Origin of the sequence: Mesorhizobium sp. RCC_202, assembly GCF_041355295.1 — a bacterium.
Lineage (GTDB): Bacteria > Pseudomonadota > Alphaproteobacteria > Rhizobiales > Rhizobiaceae > Mesorhizobium.
Genome location: NZ_JBFUPO010000004.1, coordinates 186,050 through 206,477, shown reverse-complemented (window position 1 = coordinate 206,477; position 20,428 = coordinate 186,050). Strand labels below are relative to the sequence as shown.

Genomic DNA, 20,428 nt, shown 5'->3' with positions numbered 1-20,428 from the left:
GCGAACTTCTGTGAATCGCCGGAGTCTGGAAATGGTCAAGTTCCTGCCGCTGAAAGAGGCCGTCGCGCAGAATCTACACGATGGCGATACGGTCGCATTCGAGGGCTTCACCCATCTGATCCCGACCGCCGCCGCGCATGAGGCGATCCGCCAGGGTTTTGGCGACCTGACGCTGATCCGCATGACGCCCGACCTGATCTACGACCAGATGATCGGCATGGGCATGGCGAAGAAGATCATCTTCTCCTATCTCGGCAATCCGGGCGTCGGTTTGCTCAGGCGTGCCCGCGACGCCATCGAGAACGGCTTTCCGCGGTCGATCGAGGTCGAGGAGCACAGCCACGCCGGCATGGCCAACGCCTATGAGGCGGGCGCCGCCGGCCTGCCTTGCGCGGTGTTTCGCGGCTATCGCGGCGCCGGTCTGGCCTCGGTCAATCCGAACATCAAATCCATCACCTGCCCCTTCACCGGCGAGGTGCTTGCCGCCGTTCCGTCGATCCGGCCCGATGTCAGCTTCATCCATGCGCAGAAGGCCGACCGCAAAGGCAACGTCCTGGTCGAAGGCATCATCGGCATCCAGAAGGAGGCCGTGCTTGCCGCCAAGCGCGCGGTGGTGACGGTCGAGGAAGTGGTCGACACTTTCGACGACCTCCACCCCAACCTCACGGTGCTGCCAAGCTGGACGATCGCTGCGATCTCGGCGGTGCCGGGCGGCTCGCACCCCTCCTACACCCATGGCTATTACGAGCGCGACAACGCCGCCTATCTCGAATGGGACGAGATCGCCGCCGACCGCGACCGCTTCCAGGCCTGGATCAAGAAGAACGTCATCGACAGCAGCGCGGACGATTTTGCGGCACGCGTCGAGCATCTGAGGAAGGCCGCATGAGCGACGGTTTCACCCCCAACGAGATGATGACGATTGCCGCCAGCCGCGCGCTGAAAAGCGAGGATGTCTGCTTCGTCGGCATCGGCGCGCCCTCGGCCGCCTGCAATGTCGCACGGCTGACCCATGCGCCCGACATCACGCTGATCTATGAAAGCGGCACCATCGGCACCGCGCCCGACGTTCTGCCGCTGTCGATCGGCGATGGCGAGTTGTGCGAGACGGCCATCACCACCGTCGCGGTGCCGGAGATGTTCCGCTACTGGCTACAGGGCGGCCGTATCTCGATCGGCTTCCTCGGTGCCGCGCAGCTCGACAAATTCGGCAACATCAACACCACCGTCATCGGCGATTACGCGCATCCGAAGACGCGCCTTCCCGGCGGCGGCGGCGCACCGGAGATCGCGACCTCGTCGAAACAGGTCTACATCACCATGGCGCAGACGAAGCGCGGCATGGTCGAGACGATCGACTTCTTCACCTCCTTCGGGCATGGCGACGGCGGCGATCATCGCAAGCGCCTCGGCATCGACACGGCCGGTCCGACGCTGCTGATCACCGACCTCGCCATCTGGAAACCCGATCCCGTCAGCAAGGAATTCACCGTCGCGTCGCTGCATCCCGGCGTCACGCGCGATCAGGTGCAGGCGACCTGTGGCTGGACGGTCAGGTTCGCCGAGGCCCTTGACGAGACGCCGGCGCCGACGGAACTCGAACTGAAGACATTGCGCGACCTGCAGGCCCGCACCAAAGCGGCGCATGAAGGAACCGCCAAAGAGAAAGCTGCCTAGATGGCCGAAGCCTTTATCTGCGATTACATCCGCACGCCGATCGGCCGCTTCGGCGGCGCGCTGTCCTCGGTGCGCGCCGACGATCTCGCCGCCATCCCATTGAAGGCGCTGGTCGAGCGCAATGCCGGCGTCGACTGGGCGGCAATCGACGACGTCTACTTTGGCTGCGCCAACCAGGCCGGCGAGGACAACCGCAACGTCGCCCGCATGGCGCTGCTGCTGGCCGGCCTGCCCCAGGACATTCCCGGCTCGACCGTCAATCGCCTCTGTGGCTCGGGCATGGACGCCGTCGCCATCGCCGCGCGCGCCATCAAATCGGGCGAAGCCGAGCTGATGATCGCGGGTGGCGTGGAATCGATGAGCCGCGCGCCCTTCGTCATGCCAAAGGCCGACACCGCCTTTTCGCGCAATGCCGAAATCTATGACACCACCATCGGCTGGCGCTTCGTCAACCCGCTGATGAAGAAGCAGTACGGCGTCGATTCCATGCCCGAGACCGGCGAGAACGTCGCCGAGGACTTTTCCGTCAGCAGGGCCGACCAGGACGCCTTTGCCGTGCGCAGCCAGGACAAGGCGGTCGCCGCGCAAGCCAACGGCCGGCTGGCAAAGGAAATCACCCCGGTGACGATCCCGCAGCGAAAGGGCGATCCGGTTGTCGTGTCGAAGGACGAGCATCCGCGCGCCGGCACGACCGTCGAGTCATTGGCCAAATTGCCGACGCCGTTCCGGCAAGGCGGCACGGTCACCGCTGGCAACGCTTCCGGCGTCAATGACGGCGCTGCGGCGCTCATCATCGCCTCTGAAGCGGCGGCGAAGAAACACGGCCTGACGCCGATCGCCCGCATCCTCGGCGGCGCGGCCGCTGGTGTCGCGCCACGCATTATGGGCATCGGCCCGGCGCCGGCGACGAAGAAACTCTGCGCCCGCCTCGGCCTGACGCCCGAGCAGTTCGATGTGATCGAGCTCAACGAAGCCTTCGCCTCGCAAGGCATCGCGGTGCTGCGCCAGCTTGGCATCGCCGAGGATGCAGCGCACGTCAATCCGAACGGCGGCGCCATCACGCTCGGCCATCCGCTTGGCATGTCGGGCGCGCGCATCACCGGCACGGCGGCGCTCGAGCTGCGCGAACGCGGCGGCAAGCTGGCTTTGGCCACGATGTGCATCGGCGTCGGCCAAGGCATTGCCATCGCGCTGGAGCGGGTCTGACCGCTGTCCGGTCAATAAGGCAGGCCGACGTAATTCTCCGCCAGCGCGGTCGACGCCGCCTGCGAGTTGACCAGATAGTCGAGCTCGGCTTCCTGGATGCGTTGGCCGAACTCGCCGGTCTCCGGAAAACGGTGCAGCATCGTCGTCATCCACCAGGAGAAGCGCACCGCTTTCCACACCCGTGCCAGCGCCTTGGACGAATAGGCCTCTAACCCGGCCTCCGATTTCCCGTTATAGAATTCGCGAAGTCCGGCAAAGAGATAGCGCACGTCGCTGGCGGCGAGGTTGAGGCCCTTGGCGCCGGTCGGTGGCACGATATGGGCGGCATCTCCGACCAGGAACAGTCGGCCGAAGCGCATCGGCTCGGCGACGAAGGAGCGCAGCGGCGCGATCGACTTCTCGAAGGACGGCCCGGTGGTGACGGCTGCCGCTGTCTGCGGCGGCAGCCGTCGGCGCAACTCGTCCCAGAAGCGGTCGTCCGACCAGGCCTCGACGCGTTCGTCGGCGGAAACCTGCACATAGTAGCGGCTGCGCTGCGGCGAGCGCATCGAGCAGAGCGCAAAGCCGCGCTCGTGATTGGCATAGACCAGCTCGCGGTCGGCCGGCGGCACTTCGGCCAGCACGCCCAGCCATCCAAATGGATACTGCCGCTCGAACGTCTTCAGCGCGCCCTCCGACGCCGAGCGGCGGCTAACGCCGTGATAGCCGTCGCAGCCAGCGATGAAATCGCAGTCGATGCGATGCGTGAGGCCGTCCTTGTCGTAGGTGACGAAGGGCGACGCGCCGCCGAAATTATGCAGCGCGACATTCGACGTTTCGAAGACTGTCTGGAGTCCCGCCGCTTCGCGCTTCTGCATCAGATCGAGCGTCACCTCGGTCTGGCCATAGACGGTGACATGCTTGCCGCCGGTAAGAGCGGTCATGTCGATGCGATGCGCGCGGCTGTCGAAGGCGAGCGAGATGCCTTCATGCGGCAGGCCCTGGGCATGGAGCCTCTCCGCCGCGCCCGCTTCGCCGAGAAGATCGACCGTGCCCTGTTCGAGCACGCCGGCGCGCACGCGTCCGAGCACATGCTCGCGGCTCGAACGCTCCAGGATCACCGTCTCGATGCCGATGGTGGCCAGCAGCTGACCGAGCAGCAGGCCGGACGGCCCAGACCCGATGATGGCGACTTGTGTGCGCATCAGCGTCCAAGACTTTCGATCTGGCCTGCAAGCTCAGCCGCGAGCCTGAGCGCGCCGGCCGTCGCCACCACTATCTGCGGCAGGATGAGCCATTCCAGCGTCCAGGCGGCGCCCGAGCGCTCCTGCTCATGCACCAGCGCCTGATGCATGCCGGAAAGCTGGACCGCGTTGAAGCGCGCCAGCGCCACCAGCGCTTCCGCCTTCACCGGGTTCTGCTTATGCGGCATGGCGGACGACCCGCCGCCGCCCGACATCTTGATCTCGGTTCCCGCCTGCGCCATCAGCGCGACGTCCTGGCCGACCTTGCCGAGGCTGCCGGTGACCAGCGACAGCCAGCCGGCGAATTCGGCGAGCGCATCGCGCTGGCTGTGCCATTGCGGCGCATCGCCAAGGCCGAGCTTGGCGGCGAGCGCCGCGCGCACCGCCGGCGCCTTGTCGCCGAGCTTTTCCAGCGTGCCGGCGGCGCCGCCGAGCTGAACCACCAGCAACCGGCCCGACATTTCTGCGAGGCGGAGCTGATGACGTTCGAGCGGCGCGCGCCAGGCGGCCAGGCGATCTCCCGCCGTGATCGGGATTGCTGGCTGCATGCGCGTGACCGCCATCAGCGCCTTGCCCTCGAACTCCTGTTCGAGCCCAGTGAGGCGCACGATGTTTTCGCTCAGCAGCAGGCCGATATGATCGACAGCGCCGCGCAGCCTGAGCACCAGCGAGGTGTCGATGACATCCTGGCTGGTGGCGCCGAAATGGACGAACTCGGCGTATTGCGTGCCGACTGCCGCCCGGATCTGCCGCACCAGTTCCGGCGCCACGACGCCATCCTTGGTGACGCCGGTCTTCAGCTTCGCAGTGTCCGGCCGGAACGCGGCCAGCGCCTTGTGGATCGCCGCCGCAGCCTCCCCCGAGATCACCCCGCATTTAGCCTCTGCCTCGGCCAACGCGCTCTCGAAGGCGAGCATGGCATCGATATCGGCGTCCACGGAAAAATGCCGTGCCGCTTCCTCGTCGCCGACGAGGCCGGAAAGCAGCGGATGATCGAAAGGCGATATCGTCATGTCGTGGCCGGTCAACTGTCGAAGAAGACCGTCTCCTTCTCGCCCTGGAGATGGACATCGAAGACGTAAGAATTGCCCTGGCGTTCGGCGATCAGCGTCGCCACGCGCTGGCGATGCTCGATGCGGGCCAGGATCGGATCCTCGGCATTGGCCTTCTCCTCGTCGGAGAAATAGAGCCTGGTGTTAAGGCCGATATTGATACCGCGCGCCACGATCCAGAGCGTGATGTGCGGCGCCATCAGCCGCCCGTCACGGAACGGCACGCGTCCAGGCTTGATCGTCTGGAACAGGCACACACCGGTTTCCATGTCGGTCGGCTGCCGTCCCCACCCCTGGAAATTGGGGTCCGCCGTCCCGCGCAACTCGGCCGGCGAATTGTAGAGCCCGTTGCTGTCGGCCTGCCAGATCTCGACCAGAGCGTCCTTGAGCGGTGAGCCGGCGCCGTCGAAGACGCGCATGCGCAATTCGATGCGCTCGCCTTTGGTCTCACCGTTGACCATGGAGGCGCCGAGGTCGCTCTCATAGACGCCGCCAATGCCGCAGAAATTCGGCGTCAGCCCGATATGCACGTAAGGGCCGGCGGTCTGCGACGGGCTTTCCTTCAAGCGGTCAAGCGATTGCATGGTCAATTGCCCTCCGGCCTGTTCTCGAACAATGTCGAACGGCGCCCGCGCAGCACGATGTCGAACTTGTAGGCGAGCGCGTCCATCGGGATCGTCGTCTGCATGTCGAGCATCGCAATCAGCGCCTCGACGGCGGCCTTGTCGCGGATGCCACCAACGATCGGGCAGCGCCAGATCAGCGGATCGCCCTCGAAATACATCTGCGTGATCAGCCGCTGCGCAAAGCCATGGCCGAATACCGAAAAATGGATGTGCGCCGGCCGCCAATCGTTCGGCCCGTTCGGCCATGGATAGGGTCCGGGCCGCACCGTGCGAAAGGCGTAGCCTCCATCCTCGCCGGTGATGGTGCGGCCGCAGCCGCCAAAATTCGGATCGAGCGCCGCGAGATATCCGTCCTTCTTGTGGCGATAGCGGCCGCCGGCATTGGCCTGCCAGAATTCGACCAGCACGCCGGACACGCCCTTGCCACGCTCGTCAAGCACGCGCCCATGAACGATCATGCGCTCGCCGATGGCGCTTTCGCCCGGCTTGGCGAAATTGTGGATCAGGTCGTTGTCGAGCTCGCCGAGCATGGCATGCCCGAACACCGGGCCGGTCAATTCCGACAGCGTGTTGTCGAACGACAGCAGCGCCTTCTGCGGCGAGCGCAGCACCGAGCTCTTGTAGCCCGGCGTGAACGCCGGCGGATGCCATTGCCGGTCGCGCTGGAAGAAGGCGCCGGTTTCCGGCGAGCGGTTCGAGCCGGGTTCAGCCATGCGCGGACTTGGCTCCATCCAGCTGCGCGAACACGTCCTTGGCGATCTTGAAGGCGCGGTTTGCCGCCGGAACACCGGCATAGATCGCGACATGCAGGAAGGCCTCGCAGATGTCGTCGCGCGAGGCGCCGGTGTTGACGGTGGCGCGCACATGCATCGCCACCTCCTCGTCATGGCCGAGCGCTGCAAGCAGTGCCAGAGTTACGATCGAGCGTTCGCGCTTCGACCAGCCGGGGCGCGCCCACACCGTCCCCCAGGCGGCCTCGGTGATCAGTTCCTGGAACGGCCGGTCGAAATCGGTCGCGGCGTCCTCGGCGCGATCGACATGCGGATCGCCGAGCACGGAGCGGCGGACTTCGAGCCCTATCCGGTAGCGGTTTGCGGTCTTGGACACATCATCCATGAGCAGACTTTCCCTCAAGCCAACGAGGCGACGAAGTCGCGGATCAAACTGGTCAGCACGGCCGGCTGCTCGACGCAGGGAATGTGCCCGGCGTTGCGGATCACCTCGAAGCGCGCGCCGGGGATCAGCGCGGCCAGCGAGCGTACCAGATCGGGCGGCGTCGAACCGTCCTGATCACCGACAATGCAGAGCGTCGGCACCGCGATACGGCGCGCGCTGTCGGTGAAATCGGCGTCGCGCACCGCTATGCAGGTGCCGATATAGCCGGGCAGCGCCTGCCTGCTCAGCATGTTGCGGCAGCCGGCGAGATCGGCCGGGCGGCGGGCATGGAAATCCGACGTGAACCACACCTTCATGATGCTGTCGGCGATCACCTCGATGCCGTCGCGCTCGACGGTTGCGATGCGCGTGTTCCAGCTCTCGGCGGTGCCGATCTTATGCGCCGTGTCGCTGAGGATCAGCGCCGCTACACATTTGGGATGGCGGGTATAGAGCCGCTGCGCGACCATGCCGCCGACCGAGAGACCGAAGAGCACGACCTTGTCGAAGCCGAAATGATCGATGAGGGCGACCAGATCATCGACATGATCATCGATCGAGCGCACGCCGTTGCCAATGTCCGACAGCCCATGGCCGCGCTTGTCATAGACGAGCATCGACAGTTCGCCGGTCAGTTTCGCGACGACGTCATCCCAGATCCTAAAGTCGGTGCCGAGCGAATTGATGAAGATGATCGGCCGCGACGTGCCTTTCGCCTCGGTATAGCGATGATGCAGCGTGACGCCGCCTATGCTGGCAAATGGCACGATTTCGATCCTCCTGAGTCACATTGCACGAGGCGTTTGGTTCGGTAAAATGATATTTTGCGGCGTTTCATTAACTTAGGGGTTATCGAACCATGGCCGAAAGCCGGATCCGATTCCGCCACCTGCAGGCCTTTCTCGAAGTCGCGCGGCAGGGCAGCGTGGCGCGCGCCGCCGACTTCCTGCATGTCAGCGCGCCGGCTGTGACCAAGACCTTGCGCGAGCTGGAAGAGGCGCTCGGCGTCGCCGTCGTCGAGCGCGACGGCCGCGGCATCCGGGTGACGCGGCTCGGCGAAATCTTCCTTGGACATGCCGGCTCGGCGGTCTCGGCGCTGAAGCGCGGCGTCGATTCCGTGCGCCAGGACGGCGCCATCAACCGCGACCCGATCCGCATCGGCGCGCTGCCGACGGTGTCGGCCAAGGTCATGCCAAAGGCCATGAGCCTGTTCCTCGCCGAAAACACCGGCGCCGCGCTCAAGATCGTCACTGGCGAAAATGCCGTGCTGCTCGAGCAGTTGCGCACCGGGGCACTGGACCTCGTCGTCGGCCGCCTCGCCGCGCCGGAACACATGACGGGTTTCTTCTTCGAGCATCTTTATTCCGAGCAGGTGCTGTTCGTCGTGCGTGCCGGGCATCCATTGACAGAGCCGGGGGCCGACATCTTCGCGCGGCTGGACGAATTTCCGGTGCTGATGCCGACGCGGGAATCCGTCATACGGCCCTTCGTCGACCGGCTCTTCATCACCAACGGCATGACCGCGCCGGCGACGGAAATCGAAACGGTCTCGGATTCCTTCGGTCGCGCCTTCATGCGCCAGAGCGATGCGGTGTGGATCATCTCGGCTGGCGTCGTCGCCAACGAGATCGCCAGCGGCGCTTTCGTCATGCTGCCGGTCGACACCGAGGAAACCAAGGGGCCGGTGGGCTTGACGATGCGCACGGACACCGCCCCCTCACCCGCCTTCACCATCCTGCTGCAGACGATCCGTGAGGCGGCGCGGCACGGCGCGTGACAATCGGCGCTGTCCAGCCGACTTTTCCTAACCTCACGGTTAATAAAACACCGCAAAATATCATTTTACCGAACCAAACCGCTAGTGCAATGTGACATCGGAGGATCGAACGCCGAGCCATTTGGCCGCGACCGGAAACCGGTTGCCACCGCATGGAACGGCGCCAAAGGGAGGAGCGCATGTCCAGGACTATCGGTAGAAAATTCGCCGCTCGCGGCATCTCGCGGCGCCAGTTCATCGCCACGTCGGTGGCCGGCGGCGCAGTGCTTGCGTTCGGCCGCGGCAAAGCTTTCGCGCAGAGCGCTGATACGCTCAAGGTCGGCTTCGTCAGCCCGCGCACCGGACCGCTTGCCGGCTTCGGCGAGACCGACGGTTATGTGCTCGATCTTGCCCGCAAGGCTTTGGCCAACGGCATCGAGCTTGGTGGCAAGAAATACAGCGTGGAAATCCTTGATCAGGATACGCAGTCGGATCCGTCACGCGCCGGCCAGCTCGCCAAGGACCTGATCAACAACCAGGCGATCGACCTGATGCTCGCTGTCTCGACACCTGAGGTCATCAACCCCGTGGCGGACGCTTGCGAAGCCGCCGGCGTGCCTTGCCTGTCGACGGTGATGCCCTGGGAAGCCTGGTATTTCGGCCGCGGCGCCAAGCCGGGCGCGCCCTCGCCCTTCAAATGGACCTATCATTTCGGCTTCGGCGTCGGCGAGTTCTTCAAGGCCTATATCTCGCAGTGGAACCTGATCGAGACCAACAAGAAGGTCGGCGTCATGTATCCCAACGACGCCGACGGCAACGCCATCCGCGCGCACCTTGCGCCGCTGCTTGCCAAGCAAGGTTTCACCATCGTCGATCCCGGCGCCTACGAGACCGGCACCACCGACTATTCCTCGCAGATCGCGCTCTTCAAGCAGGAAGGCGTCGAGATTTTCAACTCCTTCCCGATCCCGCCGGACTTCGCCGCCTTCTGGCGGCAGGCCGCGCAGCAGGGCCTGACCCGGCAGATCAAGATCTGCCAGGTAGCCAAGACCGGCCTGTTCCCGTCCGATATTGAGGCGCTCGGCGACCTCGGCAACAAGATTTCGAGTGCCGCCTACTGGCACAAGGCCTTCCCCTACAAGTCGCCGCTGACCGGGGTTTCGGGCACCGAGCTCGCCGACGGTTACGAAGCTTCGAGCGGCAAGCAATGGACGCAGCAGCTCGGCGCCTCGATGTCGCTGCTCGATGCCGGCTTCGAAGCGCTGAAGGCAAGCAGCAACGCCAAGGACAAGGCGGCAGTCGCCAAGGCGCTGAGCACACTCAAGACCGACACCATGATTGGCAAGGTCGATTTCACCAGCGGCCCGGTCGCCAATGTCTCGCCCGGCCCGATCATCGGCACGCAATGGGTCGCCGCTAAGGATGGATCCAAGTTCCCGCTCGACTACGTCGTCACCGAGAACGCCACCGACCCGAACGTCCCGGTCGAAGCTAAGCTCCAGCCGTATAACGGCTGATGTTCCGGCGGTGAGGACTGCATCGTGAACGCTATGCCAAACACTGCGATCCTCTCCGCCGCCGGCATCCACAAGCGCTTCGGCGCGCTGGTGGTGCTCGACGACATCGACTTCGCCATGGGCGCCGACGAGGCGGTCGGCATCGTCGGCCCGAACGGCGCCGGCAAGACGACGCTGCTCAGCGTGTTGTCCGGCGCCTATCCTCCCAGCGCCGGCTCTGTCTCCTTCAAGGGCGATGACGTGACGGCGCTGGCGGCCACGCAGCGCTGCCGCCTCGGACTGGTGCGCACGCATCAGGTACCAAAACCGTTCAGCGGCATGACCACCTTCGAGAACGTCTTCGTCGCCGCTTCGCATGGCGCGGGTCTCGCCCGCGACGAGGCCTATGAGGAAGCGCTCGCTTCGCTGAAGCTCTGCGGCATGCTGGGCGTCGCCAACCGCCGCGCCGAAACGCTCGGCTTGCTCGACCGCAAGCGGCTGGAGCTGGCGCGGGCGCTGGCGGCGAAGCCGACGCTGCTTCTGCTCGACGAGATCGGCGGCGGCCTGACCGACGGCGAAGCGAGCGAGCTGGTCGAGACGATCCGCGAACTTCGCCGCCGCAAGATCGGGATCGTCTGGATCGAGCACATCGTCCATATCCTTTTGCAGGTGGCCGAGCGGCTGATCTGCATGGATGCCGGAAAAATCATCGCCGACGGCGAGCCGCAAGCGGTGATGGCCGACCCGCAAGTGATCGGCGCCTATCTCGGTGGAGGCCCGAAATGAGCCTGCTGTCGGTCGAGGATCTGGTTGTCCGCCATGGCCTGCTGCAAGCGGTGCGCGGCGTGAGCTTCAGCGTCGAGCGCGGCGAAACGCTGGCGCTGGTCGGCGCCAACGGCGCCGGCAAGACGACGCTGTTGCGCGCGATCGCCGGCGCCCACCAGGCCGCCTCGGGCCGCGTGCTGTTCAACGGCGCCGACCTCTCCGGCGTGCCGTCGCACAGCCGCGTCCGCAACGGCATCGCGCTGGTGCCCGAGGGCCGAAAGCTGTTCGTGCAGATGACCGTCGAGGAGAACCTTTTGCTCGGCAAGACCGCCGGTCGTCCCGGCGAGTGGAGCGTCGAAAAGGTGCTCGACGCCTTCCCGAATCTGAAACCGCGCCGTCATGCCAAGGCAGGCCACCTCTCCGGTGGCGAGCAGCAGGCGACGGCAATAGGCCGCGCGCTGATGAGCAATCCGGACCTGCTCTTGCTCGACGAGGTCTCGCTCGGCCTGTCGCCGCTGGTCGTCGACCGCGTCTACGCCTCGCTGCAAGGCCTGATCAGTTCCGGCACGACGATCATCCTGGTCGAGCAGGACCTCAACCGCGCGCTCTCGGTCTCCAACAAAGTCATCTGCATGCTCGAGGGCCGGGTCGCGCTTGCCGGCGACAGCAGGAGCATGTCGCGCGAGGAGGTGACCAAAGCCTATTTCGGCCTGCACCGGAAAAGCGCCACAGGTGTGCCGGCATGAGCAACCAGATCGTACAGGGCATCCTGCTCGGCGGCTATTATGCGCTGATCGCTTGTGGCCTCTCCTTCATGTTTTCGGTGATGCGCATCATCAACCTCGCGCATGGCAGCCTCGCCGTGCTGTCGGCGTTCGCGCTATGGCTGCTTGCCTCGCGCTTTCACATCTCGCCTTTCCTCGGCCTCGTCATCGTGCTGCCATTGATGGCCGTGATCGGCTGGGCGCTGCAGCGCTTCCTGCTCGAGCGCAGCGCGCGCGGCGGCGCGCTCTTGCCGATCCTCACCACCTTTGGCCTTGCCATCGTCATCGACAATGTCCTGTTCGAGCAGTTCGGCGCCGACACGCGCTCGCTGGCGCCCTATATCGGCAGCCTGTCCTATGATTCCTGGGAGTGGCCGGGCAGCATCTATGTCGGCAAGCTGGCGGTGATCATCTTCATCACCGCCGTTGTCCTGCTCGGCGGACTGCAGCTGTTCCTGACGCGCACCGGCATCGGCCGTTCGATCCGCGCCACCTCGGAAGACCCTGACACCGCCGGCCTGGTCGGCGTCGATGCGCGCCGCGCCATGGCAATCGCCGCCGCCATCGCCATGGTTACGGTTGGGCTCGCCGGCGCCTTCCTCGGCATGCGCGCCACCTTCGATCCCTATGCCGGCGCCACGCAGCTGTTGTTTGCCTTCGAGGCGGCCGTCATCGGTGGCGCCGGCTCGGTGTGGGGCACGCTGATTGGCGGCATCGTGCTGGCGCTGGCCCAGACGCTCGGCGCCCAGGTGCACCCGCAAGGTTTTCTCATCGGCGGCCATGTCGCCTTCCTGATCGTGCTGTTCATCCGGCTCTATACATCTGGTCTTGGGCTGCGTGGCCTGCTGCGCCTCTCCACCGGGAAGACGTCATGAGCGTCGTTTCCCCCGTCATCGAACGCGGCACCGTCGCCTCGCGCATCGCCGGCGTTGGCGTGGCAATGATCATCGTACTGCTCGCGGTCGCGCCGCAGTTTCTCTCGGCCGGCGTCGTCGACCGCATGACCGCGCTGTTCATCTATGTGATCCTCGCCGCGATGTGGAACGCGCTTGCCGGCTTCGGCGGACTGGTCTCGGTCGGTCAGCAGGTCTTCTTCGGCCTCGGCGCCTATTTCGCCATTCGGCTCGCCAATGCCGGGCTCAATCCCTTCGTCTCGCTCTTCGTCTCGGCGGTCATCGTCGGCGTGGTGTCGTGGCCGATTTCGCTGTTCATGCTGCGCTTGAAGAATGGCGAATTCGCCATCGGCATGTGGGTGATCGCAGCCCTCACCCATCTCCTCGTCAATCTCGACCGGCTGATCCAGGGCGAGACCGGCACGTCGCTGATCTCGCTCAACGTCTACGACGCATCGACCAGGCGCGTGACCATCTACTGGCTGGCGCTGGCCTCGATGACGGCGCTGCTGGCGATCCTGTTCGGCCTGCTGCGCGGCAGCACCGGCGCGGCCATCCGCGCCATCCGCGACAATGAGGATGCGGCCGCTTCCGTCGGCGTGCGCGTCACCGGCACCAAGCGGCTGCTCTTCGTGCTTGCCGCCTTCGGCATCGGCGTTGCCGGCGCACTATGGCTGGCCACCGCCATCACCTTCCAGCCGAAGACCTATTTCAGCGTGCAGTGGACCGCCTACATGATCTTTATGGTGCTTGTCGGCGGCATCGGCACCTTCGAGGGCGCCATCCTCGGCGCATTGCTCTTCTTCCTGATCGAGACCTGGTTCGGCGGCACCGGCGTCTGGTACCTGATCGGTCTCGGCGCCACGGCGCTGGTCTTCTCGCTGTTTTTGCCGCGCGGTCTGTGGGGCACGCTGGAAGAGCACTTCGGCTGGCGGCTATTGCCCGTCGGCTACCGCGTCAGGCTCCCCGCCAGAGCGGCGAATATGGCCGACGAAACCGCCTCACCGGCACAGACAAGACCACATCGGGAGAAGGCATGAGCATCCTGTTCGGCAAGACGATCGTCATCACCGGCGTCGCTTCGGGCATCGGCGCGCGCACGGCGGAACTCGCCGGCCAGCTCGGCGCCGACGTGATCGGTGTCGACATGCGAGAGCCGGGCGGACATCACGGCGTCTTCGTCAAGGCCGACATCTCGTCCAAGGCCGGCGTCGAAGACCTCGTCGCACGGCTCCCAACGCGCCTGGACGCGCTCTGCAACGTCGCCGGCCTCTCCGGCAGCACCGGGGCGGCGGCAACGCTCGCGGTCAATTTCTACGGGCTGCGCGCCCTTTCCGAAGCGCTGGCGCCGAAACTTCGCGAGGGCGGCGCCATCGTCAACGTCGCCTCGATCGCCGGCTATGGCTGGCGCGCCAACCTCAACCGCGCCGCCTCGATGGTCGGCGTCGAGGGCCTTCCGGATGTCGCCAAGGCGATCGCCGACCACGCCGTAAAAGACGAGGAAGGCTACCCGGTCTCGAAGGAACTGCTGCTCCTGTGGACGTTCCGCGCCGCGCATCAAGACTTGTTCAAAAGCCGTGGTATCCGCGTCAATGCGGTGAGCCCGGGGCCGGTCGAGACGCCGATCCTCAAACAATTCCGCACCGTGCTCGGGGATGCCCGTGTCGACAGCGACATTTCCAGGGTCGGCCGCGCCGGCACCTCCGGCGACATCGCACCGGTCGTGCTGTTCCTGTGCTCGGATGGCGCCCGCTGGATCAACGGCGCCAATGTTCCGGTCGACGGTGGGCTCGAAGCCTCCATCAATGCCGAGGTGCTCGGCTTCTAATTTCCAACCTGCTACGCTCGCCAGAGCGAGGGAGAGAACAATGGACATCGGACTTCTGATCGACGGCGACGAGCGGGCGGCAACGGGCAAGGCTTCCTATGACCGCCTGGATCCCTTCACCGGCAAGCTGGCGACACGCGCCGCGGCCGCCAGCATCGCCGACGCCAATACCGCCGTCGAAGCTGCCGCGGCGGCCTTCCCCGCCTGGTCGCAGACCGGCCCCGGCGAGCGCCGGGCGCTGCTCTCCAAGGCAGCCGATGTCATGGCCTCCAAGGTTGGTGAGTTCACCAGGCTGATGATGGAAGAGACCGGCGCCACCGGTGCCTGGGCCGGCTTCAATGTCATGCTGGCCGCCAACATGCTGCGCGAAGCGGCCGCGATGACGACGCAGATCTCCGGCGAGATCATTCCGTCCGACAAGCCCGGAACGCTCGCCATGGCGATCCGCCAGCCGGCGGGCGTGTGCCTCGGCATCGCGCCGTGGAACGCGCCGGTCATCCTCGGCACCCGCGCCATCGCCATGCCGATCGCCTGCGGCAACACGGTGGTGCTGAAGGCCTCCGAAATGTGCCCCGGCACGCACCGGCTGATTGGCCAGGTGCTGGTCGAGGCCGGCCTGCCCAAGGGCGTCATCAACGTCGTCACCAACGACCCCAAGGATGCGCCCGGCATCGTCGAAACGCTGGTCGCGCATCCGGCCGTCAAGCGCGTCAACTTTACCGGCTCGACCAAGGTCGGCCGCATCATCGCCGAGCTTGCCGGACGCCACCTGAAGCCCGCCCTGCTCGAGCTCGGCGGCAAGGCGCCGCTGCTCGTGCTCGACGACGCCGACATCGATGCGGCGGTCAACGCCGCGATCTTCGGCGCTTTCATGCATCAGGGCCAGATCTGCATGTCGACCGAGCGGCTGATCGTCGATGAGACGATTGCCGACGAATTCGTCGCCAAGCTCGCCGCTCGCGCGTCGCAACTGCCGGCCGGCGACCCGCGCGGCCACGTCGTACTCGGCTCACTGATCAACAGCCAGGCCGCCGATAAGATGGAAGAGCTGGTTGCCGACGCGACCGCCAAGGGCGCGAAGCTCGTGGCCGGCGGCAAGCGCACCGGCACGGTTGTCGAAGCAACGCTGCTCGACCATGTCACACCGGCGATGCGCGTCTATTCGGAAGAATCCTTCGGGCCGGTCAAGCCGGTGATCCGCGTCAAGGGTGAGGACGAGGCGGTGCGCGTTGCCAACGACACCGAATACGGCCTGTCGTCGGCCGTCTTCAGCCGCGACATCCGCCGCGCTCTTGCCGTCGCCGCGCGCATCCAGGCCGGCATCTGCCACATCAACGGCCCGACCGTCGGCGACGAGGCGCAAATGCCTTTCGGCGGCGTCAAGGGTTCAGGCTATGGCCGCTTCGGCGGCAAGGCCTCGATCGCCGAATTCACCGACCTGCGCTGGGTCACCATCGAGGATCCGGGCCAGCACTACCCGTTCTGAGGGCGAATGCCACTCGGATCCTCGGCAAGCAGTTGGAAAAGCGACTGCCGTTCTGGCATTGCTATTGGTCCGGCAGACCTTCCGACGGATAGGCAATGACCTCGAAACGCAACGTCCTTTTCATCATGTGCGACCAGCTCCGGTTCGACTATCTGAGCTGCGCCGGACACAAGAGCCTCAAGACGCCGAACATCGACCGGCTGGCCAGCCGCGGCGTGCGCTTCACCAACGCCTATGTGCAGTCGACGGTCTGCGGCCCCTCGCGCATGAGCGCTTATACCGGCCGCTATGTCCGCTCGCACGGCTCGACACACAATGGCGTGCCGCTCAGGGTCGGCGAGCCGACGCTTGGCGACCATCTGCGCGAGGTCGGCGTGCGCACGGCGTTGATCGGCAAGACGCATATGCGAGCCGACAAGGAAGGTATGGAGCGCCTCGGCATCGACAGGGATTCCATCATCGGCGTGCGCGTCGCCGAATGCGGCTTCGAGCCGTTCGAGCGCGACGACGGCCTGCATCCCTCGACCAGCTACGACCCCGACCCGGCCTACGACGCCTATCTGCGCGAGCATGGCTTCGACGCCGAAAATCCCTGGGAGCATTGGGCGAATTCCGGTGAAGGCGAAAATGGCGAGAACTTCAACGGCTGGCTGCTCGTCCATGCCGACAAGGCGGCGCGCGTTCCAGACGAGCATTCCGAAACGCCCTATATGACGCGCCGCGCCATGCGCTTCATCGACGAGGCTGAGGCCAAGGGCGAAGCCTGGTGCGCGCATCTCTCCTACATCAAGCCACACTGGCCCTACATCGTGCCGGCGCCCTATCACGACATGTACGGCAAGGCCGACATTCAGCCGCCGATCCGCAGCGAGACCGAGCGTGCCTCGCCAAACCCGATTTTCGAAGCCTTCCAGCAGGAGCGTTTTTCGAGAAATTTCTCGCGCGACGAAGTCCGCGAAACCGTCATCCCCTGCTATATGGGCCTGATCAAGCAGATCGACGATCAGCTCGGCCATCTGTTCGACTTCATGGACAAGCGCGGCCTGTTCGAAAACACATTGATCGTGTTCACCGCCGACCATGGCGACTATCTCGGCGACCATTGGCTCGGCGAGAAATACCTGTTCCACGATGTTTCAGCGAAGGTGCCGATGATCGTCTATGATCCGCGCCGCGAAGCCGATGCCACACGCGGCACGACATCCGACGCATTGGTCGAGATGATCGACCTCGCGCCAACTTTCCTCGATTATTTCGGCGGCAAGGCCAAGCCGCATGTCCTCGAAGGCCGCTCGCTGCTGCCGCTCATTTCCGGCGAGCGAAAGACCCTGCGCAACTATGCAATCAGCGAATACGACTATAGCGGCGACGCGGCTCGGCTGAAGCTCGCCATGCCGGTGCCGGACTGCAAGCTCTACATGATCACCGACGGTCGCTTCAAACTCGTGCATGGCGAAGGCGTCGAGCCGATGCTCTTCGACCTTGGCAACGATTCCAGCGAACTGCACGACCTCGGCCGCGAACCTTCGGCTGCGCCCGATATCGAGAGACTGCGCAGAGCTCTGATGCACTGGCTGGCGTTGCCCAACAACCGCATCACCGTTCCAGAAGAATGGCTGACCGACATCGACGACAAGGTCGGACACTTCGATCCGATCGTCGGTTCGGGTGTGCTCATCGGCTATTGGGACGAGGCCGAGCTCGCCGAGCAGCAGGAGGCGCGCCGCCAATGGCTGGCGCGCCGGGACGGCAAATAGCTATCCGAGTGTCAGCCCTGCCTTCTTCGCTTCCTCGCGCAGGAACGGCAGGCCGACCTCGATGACGTCGCGCGGATCTTCCGCCACTGGCCGCCAGACAGCGAGCCCGCCGGCGATGTCGACATCGACATGGTTCATGCTTTCGAGCGTGATAGGGCCCTCATAACCGATGTCGGCGATCGCCTTCATGCAGGCCGCCCAATTGAGCATGCCCCGCCCCGGGACGCCGCGATTGGCCTCCGACACATGCACATAGCCCAGGAAAGGCGCCGCCGCCTCGAAACCCGCAGCAAAACTCTCTTCCTCGATATGCATGTGGTAGGTGTCGAGATGGATGAAGATGTTGGGCGCGCCGATGCGCTCGATGATCCTCGTCGCGTCGATGCCGCGATTGATCAGATGCGTCTCGTAGCGGTTGCAGGGCTCGATGCCGAGCTTCAGCCCGCGCGCCTTCGCCGCCTTCGCCGCGCGTTCGAGGAACCGGCACATGCCGTCGATTTCCTTGCGCGTCGGCGCCCGTCCGGTGGTCTTGCCGATCGTGCCGTAGGTGACGCCGCCCAGCGCTTCCGCGCCCACCTCGTTGCAGACCTTGAAGGCCGGCTCGAGGAAGTCGAGCGCTTCCTCCGGCCGCTCCACCACATCGAGCGCGCGCGGCAGGCCGAGCGACGGGATGAGCTCGACACCATAGTGGTTGGCGAAGCCGCGCGTGCGCTTGGTGTCGATCTCCTCGGGGCGCAGCAGCGGGATCTCCATCAGGCCGATGCCGAGTTCCTTCAGCCGGTCCATCTGCGGCTCGATGCGCGCGAGGTCCCATACAGGAGCGATGGCGAAAGTGTGCAGTCCAAAAGTGTTCATGTCAGCCTCGTTGTTCGTGCGCCGCCGCGGCAGCGATATCGCCGCCGCCGACGATGCGGCTGACGACTTCGTTCATATTGGTGTTGGCGGTGACGAGATCGGCGTCCGCCCTGCCGTGGCGCAGCACCACGATACGGTCGGTGACCGACAGCACATCGTTCAGCCGATGCGAGATCAGGATGACCGCGATGCCTTCCGACTTCAGCCGCCGGATGAGGTCGAGAACGCTCTGCACCTCGCGCACGGCAAGTGCCGCCGTCGGCTCATCCATGATGACCAGCTTCGGGTTGAAGGTCAGCGCTCGCGCGATCGCCACCGTCTGCTGCTGGCCGCCGGAAAATGAACCGACGGAGCGGTTGATCGACGGCAGATGCGCGCCGAGCCGCTCGATCATCTTCGTCGCCTGGCGATCCATTTCGCCCTTGTCGACGAAGCCGGGAACCAGGCCGAACAGCCGTTTTGTCGGCTCGCGGCCAAGGAAGATGTTGGAGGCCACGTCCTGCTGCTTGGCCAAGGACAGGTCCTGGTAGATCATCTCGATGCCGAGCCGGCGCCGCTGTCCGGGGTCGAGCGCGAGGATGTCCTTGCCGTCGAATTCGATCGAGCCGGTGTCGGCTCGGTAGATGCCGGTGATGGTCTTCATCAGCGTCGACTTGCCGGCGCCATTGTCGCCGACTAGGCCGACGACCTCTCCGGCCGCGACCGACAGGTCGACGCCATGCAGCACGTCGACCGCGCCGAAGCTTTTGCGGATGCCGCGAAGCGAGAGCAGGGTCATACGCGTGACTCCTTGCGCACCTGATACTGGTCGATGAAGACCGCCAGGATCAGCACGGCGCCGATCGCCATCTGCTGGTAGTAGGATTGCACGGCAAGCAGCGTCAGCCCGTTCTGCAGAACGCCCATGATCAGCGCGCCGATCATCGTGCCGAGGATCGAAGCGCGGCCGCCGAACAGATTGGTGCCGCCGATAATCGCCGCCGTGATGGCGGTAAGCTCGTAGTTGATGCCGGCGGTCGGATCGCCGGCATTGACCCGGGCGGTGAACAGCAGGCCGGCAAGACCGGCGAGCGCGCCCGACAGCGTGTAGATGATGCGCCGGTGATGCTCGACGCGAATGCCGGCGGCGCGGGCAGCGCCCTCGCTGTCGCCCAGCGCCAGCGTGTGACGGCCGAAACGCGTATAGGCAAGCACGGCATGGGCGACGATTGCCGTCAGCACCAGGATGATCACCGGCATGGGAATGCCGAACGGCCGGCCTTGCCCGATATAGACGATCTCGGGCGGCAGGCCGTAGATCGCCCTGCCCTGCGAGATGACGAGCGCGAGACCGCGTGCCAGCCCAAGCATGCCGAGCGTGACGATGAAGGCGGGCACGAAGGCGCGGGTGACCAACTGCCCGTTGATGTAACCGGCAATGCCGCCGGCGATGATGCAGGCGGCTACCGCCAGCGGCGACCACCAGCCGAGATTGACGGCGACGAAGGCGCCGGCGACGCCTGATAAACCCATGACCGAGCCGAGCGACAGATCGAGCCCGCCCGAGCCGATGACGAATGTGGCGGCAATCGCCAGCACGCCGATGGTCGATGTGGCCAAGAGAATGTTGAGGAAATTGCTGAGCGACAGGAAGTATGGCGACAAGAGCGCCATCGCCGCGCTCAGCGCCACAAGCACCAGCAGCGACTCCAGCCTGATGTGGAGCCTTTCAACGGATGCGCGCTGCACCCGAGCCCAGAAGCCGGGCTGCGTCGTTTCGGAAGCCATGTCGTCGTTACCCTTCGGGTAAGGGAGTAGGGCAGTAAGGCAGTAGGAAAACAAGGAAGAGGAGAAACTGGTCGGAAAAGCGCAAACCATTTGCTTCCCCTACTCCCCTACTGCCTTACTCC

General features: G+C 65.2%; 21 protein-coding genes. 12 read left to right on the top strand and 9 right to left on the bottom strand.

Translation table 11 applies throughout. The features are described from left to right. Positions 1–31 precede the first annotated feature (31 nt). The 3 genes from AB6802_RS11160 to pcaF are packed head-to-tail and all read left to right on the top strand — an operon-like array spanning position 32 to position 2,883. On the top strand, positions 32–889 hold the full coding sequence (locus AB6802_RS11160) for a CoA transferase subunit A (RefSeq protein ID WP_371010153.1): 858 nt from the start codon (positions 32–34) through the stop codon (positions 887–889). Beyond that, positions 886–1,677, top strand: a complete 792-nt coding sequence (locus AB6802_RS11155) for a CoA-transferase subunit beta (RefSeq protein ID WP_371010152.1) — start codon at positions 886–888, stop codon at positions 1,675–1,677. The genes AB6802_RS11160 and AB6802_RS11155 overlap by 4 nt, the downstream gene beginning before the upstream one ends. Beyond that, positions 1,678–2,883, top strand: a complete 1,206-nt coding sequence (gene pcaF / locus AB6802_RS11150; protein WP_371010151.1) for a 3-oxoadipyl-CoA thiolase — start codon at positions 1,678–1,680, stop codon at positions 2,881–2,883. Between the two features lie 11 nt (positions 2,884–2,894). Here pcaF and pobA read toward each other — a convergent pair whose 3' ends face one another. From pobA to pcaD, 6 genes are read right to left on the bottom strand one after another with little or no spacing between them, the layout of a single operon-like run. After that, the gene (gene pobA / locus AB6802_RS11145) at positions 2,895–4,067 is read right to left on the bottom strand and encodes a 4-hydroxybenzoate 3-monooxygenase (protein ID WP_371010150.1); all 1,173 of its coding nucleotides are present in this window, start codon (positions 4,065–4,067) and stop codon (positions 2,895–2,897) included. After that, the gene (locus tag AB6802_RS11140) at positions 4,067–5,119 is read right to left on the bottom strand and encodes a 3-carboxy-cis,cis-muconate cycloisomerase (protein ID WP_371010149.1); all 1,053 of its coding nucleotides are present in this window, start codon (positions 5,117–5,119) and stop codon (positions 4,067–4,069) included. The genes pobA and AB6802_RS11140 overlap by 1 nt, the downstream gene beginning before the upstream one ends. A gap of 11 nt (positions 5,120–5,130) precedes the next feature. Next, positions 5,131–5,742: a protocatechuate 3,4-dioxygenase subunit alpha gene (gene pcaG, locus AB6802_RS11135; protein ID WP_371010148.1), complete on the bottom strand. Its 612-nt coding sequence runs from the start codon at positions 5,740–5,742 to the stop codon at positions 5,131–5,133. A 2-nt stretch (positions 5,743–5,744) separates the two neighbouring features. Further along, complete coding sequence (pcaH, locus tag AB6802_RS11130) at positions 5,745–6,497, bottom strand: protocatechuate 3,4-dioxygenase subunit beta (RefSeq protein ID WP_371010147.1); 753 nt, start codon at positions 6,495–6,497, stop codon at positions 5,745–5,747. Then, positions 6,490–6,900 carry a 4-carboxymuconolactone decarboxylase gene (pcaC, locus tag AB6802_RS11125; protein ID WP_371010146.1) on the bottom strand — a complete coding sequence of 137 codons (411 nt, stop codon included), beginning with the start codon at positions 6,898–6,900 and terminating at the stop codon, positions 6,490–6,492. Before pcaC ends, pcaH begins: the two co-directional genes overlap by 8 nt. A 14-nt stretch (positions 6,901–6,914) precedes the next feature. Continuing rightward, on the bottom strand, positions 6,915–7,706 hold the full coding sequence (pcaD, locus tag AB6802_RS11120; RefSeq protein ID WP_371010145.1) for a 3-oxoadipate enol-lactonase: 792 nt from the start codon (positions 7,704–7,706) through the stop codon (positions 6,915–6,917). Positions 7,707–7,798: 92 nt separating this feature from the next. On the opposite strand from pcaD, the gene pcaQ reads away from it, so the two are divergent. From pcaQ to AB6802_RS11075, 9 genes are all read left to right on the top strand, one after another. Then, entirely contained in the window at positions 7,799–8,716 is a 918-nt protein-coding gene (pcaQ, locus tag AB6802_RS11115; protein WP_371010144.1) for a pca operon transcription factor PcaQ, read from the top strand. Between the two features lie 179 nt (positions 8,717–8,895). After that, complete coding sequence (locus AB6802_RS11110) at positions 8,896–10,212, top strand: ABC transporter substrate-binding protein (RefSeq protein ID WP_371010143.1); 1,317 nt, start codon at positions 8,896–8,898, stop codon at positions 10,210–10,212. 33 nt (positions 10,213–10,245) lie between these two features. Further along, positions 10,246–10,977, top strand: coding sequence for an ABC transporter ATP-binding protein (locus tag AB6802_RS11105; protein ID WP_371010464.1), 732 nt, complete (start codon positions 10,246–10,248; stop codon positions 10,975–10,977). Then, complete coding sequence (locus tag AB6802_RS11100; RefSeq protein ID WP_371010142.1) at positions 10,974–11,702, top strand: ABC transporter ATP-binding protein; 729 nt, start codon at positions 10,974–10,976, stop codon at positions 11,700–11,702. Before AB6802_RS11105 ends, AB6802_RS11100 begins: the two co-directional genes overlap by 4 nt. Continuing rightward, positions 11,699–12,595, top strand: a complete 897-nt coding sequence (locus AB6802_RS11095) for a branched-chain amino acid ABC transporter permease (RefSeq protein ID WP_371010141.1) — start codon at positions 11,699–11,701, stop codon at positions 12,593–12,595. The genes AB6802_RS11100 and AB6802_RS11095 overlap by 4 nt, the downstream gene beginning before the upstream one ends. Then, a complete protein-coding gene (locus AB6802_RS11090; protein WP_371010140.1) occupies positions 12,592–13,653 on the top strand; it encodes a branched-chain amino acid ABC transporter permease in 1,062 nt (353 codons plus the stop codon). Before AB6802_RS11095 ends, AB6802_RS11090 begins: the two co-directional genes overlap by 4 nt. A gap of 2 nt (positions 13,654–13,655) precedes the next feature. Then, positions 13,656–14,441, top strand: coding sequence for a coniferyl-alcohol dehydrogenase (locus tag AB6802_RS11085; protein WP_371010463.1), 786 nt, complete (start codon positions 13,656–13,658; stop codon positions 14,439–14,441). Between the two features lie 40 nt (positions 14,442–14,481). Then, entirely contained in the window at positions 14,482–15,927 is a 1,446-nt protein-coding gene (locus AB6802_RS11080; protein WP_371010139.1) for an aldehyde dehydrogenase, read from the top strand. A 95-nt stretch (positions 15,928–16,022) separates the two neighbouring features. Beyond that, the gene (locus tag AB6802_RS11075) at positions 16,023–17,684 is read left to right on the top strand and encodes a sulfatase-like hydrolase/transferase (protein ID WP_371010138.1); all 1,662 of its coding nucleotides are present in this window, start codon (positions 16,023–16,025) and stop codon (positions 17,682–17,684) included. On the opposite strand, the gene AB6802_RS11070 is transcribed toward AB6802_RS11075, so the two are convergent. Genes AB6802_RS11070 through AB6802_RS11060 form a run of 3 tightly spaced genes read right to left on the bottom strand, consistent with a single transcriptional unit; the run spans position 17,685 to position 20,306 of the window. Then, positions 17,685–18,539, bottom strand: coding sequence for a sugar phosphate isomerase/epimerase family protein (locus AB6802_RS11070; RefSeq protein WP_371010137.1), 855 nt, complete (start codon positions 18,537–18,539; stop codon positions 17,685–17,687). Position 18,540: 1 nt separating this feature from the next. Further along, a complete protein-coding gene (locus tag AB6802_RS11065; RefSeq protein WP_371010136.1) occupies positions 18,541–19,317 on the bottom strand; it encodes an ATP-binding cassette domain-containing protein in 777 nt (258 codons plus the stop codon). Next, a complete protein-coding gene (locus AB6802_RS11060; protein WP_371010135.1) occupies positions 19,314–20,306 on the bottom strand; it encodes an ABC transporter permease in 993 nt (330 codons plus the stop codon). The genes AB6802_RS11065 and AB6802_RS11060 overlap by 4 nt, the downstream gene beginning before the upstream one ends. Positions 20,307–20,428 lie beyond the last annotated feature (122 nt).

What these genes read in the sequence shown, in the direction of transcription:
- AB6802_RS11160 (WP_371010153.1), top strand. Translation starts at nt 32, where the DNA reads ATGGTCAAGTTCCTGCCGCTGAAAGAGGCCGTCGCGCAGAATCTACAC.
- AB6802_RS11155 (WP_371010152.1), top strand. Translation starts at nt 886, where the DNA reads ATGAGCGACGGTTTCACCCCCAACGAGATGATGACGATTGCCGCCAGC.
- pcaF (WP_371010151.1), top strand. Translation starts at nt 1,678, where the DNA reads ATGGCCGAAGCCTTTATCTGCGATTACATCCGCACGCCGATCGGCCGC.
- pobA (WP_371010150.1), bottom strand. Translation starts at nt 4,067, where the DNA reads ATGCGCACACAAGTCGCCATCATCGGGTCTGGGCCGTCCGGCCTGCTG.
- AB6802_RS11140 (WP_371010149.1), bottom strand. Translation starts at nt 5,119, where the DNA reads ATGACGATATCGCCTTTCGATCATCCGCTGCTTTCCGGCCTCGTCGGC.
- pcaG (WP_371010148.1), bottom strand. Translation starts at nt 5,742, where the DNA reads ATGCAATCGCTTGACCGCTTGAAGGAAAGCCCGTCGCAGACCGCCGGC.
- pcaH (WP_371010147.1), bottom strand. Translation starts at nt 6,497, where the DNA reads ATGGCTGAACCCGGCTCGAACCGCTCGCCGGAAACCGGCGCCTTCTTC.
- pcaC (WP_371010146.1), bottom strand. Translation starts at nt 6,900, where the DNA reads ATGGATGATGTGTCCAAGACCGCAAACCGCTACCGGATAGGGCTCGAA.
- pcaQ (WP_371010144.1), top strand. Translation starts at nt 7,799, where the DNA reads ATGGCCGAAAGCCGGATCCGATTCCGCCACCTGCAGGCCTTTCTCGAA.
- AB6802_RS11110 (WP_371010143.1), top strand. Translation starts at nt 8,896, where the DNA reads ATGTCCAGGACTATCGGTAGAAAATTCGCCGCTCGCGGCATCTCGCGG.
- AB6802_RS11105 (WP_371010464.1), top strand. Translation starts at nt 10,246, where the DNA reads ATGCCAAACACTGCGATCCTCTCCGCCGCCGGCATCCACAAGCGCTTC.
- AB6802_RS11100 (WP_371010142.1), top strand. Translation starts at nt 10,974, where the DNA reads ATGAGCCTGCTGTCGGTCGAGGATCTGGTTGTCCGCCATGGCCTGCTG.
- AB6802_RS11095 (WP_371010141.1), top strand. Translation starts at nt 11,699, where the DNA reads ATGAGCAACCAGATCGTACAGGGCATCCTGCTCGGCGGCTATTATGCG.
- AB6802_RS11090 (WP_371010140.1), top strand. Translation starts at nt 12,592, where the DNA reads ATGAGCGTCGTTTCCCCCGTCATCGAACGCGGCACCGTCGCCTCGCGC.
- AB6802_RS11080 (WP_371010139.1), top strand. Translation starts at nt 14,482, where the DNA reads ATGGACATCGGACTTCTGATCGACGGCGACGAGCGGGCGGCAACGGGC.
- AB6802_RS11075 (WP_371010138.1), top strand. Translation starts at nt 16,023, where the DNA reads ATGACCTCGAAACGCAACGTCCTTTTCATCATGTGCGACCAGCTCCGG.
- AB6802_RS11070 (WP_371010137.1), bottom strand. Translation starts at nt 18,539, where the DNA reads ATGAACACTTTTGGACTGCACACTTTCGCCATCGCTCCTGTATGGGAC.
- AB6802_RS11065 (WP_371010136.1), bottom strand. Translation starts at nt 19,317, where the DNA reads ATGACCCTGCTCTCGCTTCGCGGCATCCGCAAAAGCTTCGGCGCGGTC.
- AB6802_RS11060 (WP_371010135.1), bottom strand. Translation starts at nt 20,306, where the DNA reads ATGGCTTCCGAAACGACGCAGCCCGGCTTCTGGGCTCGGGTGCAGCGC.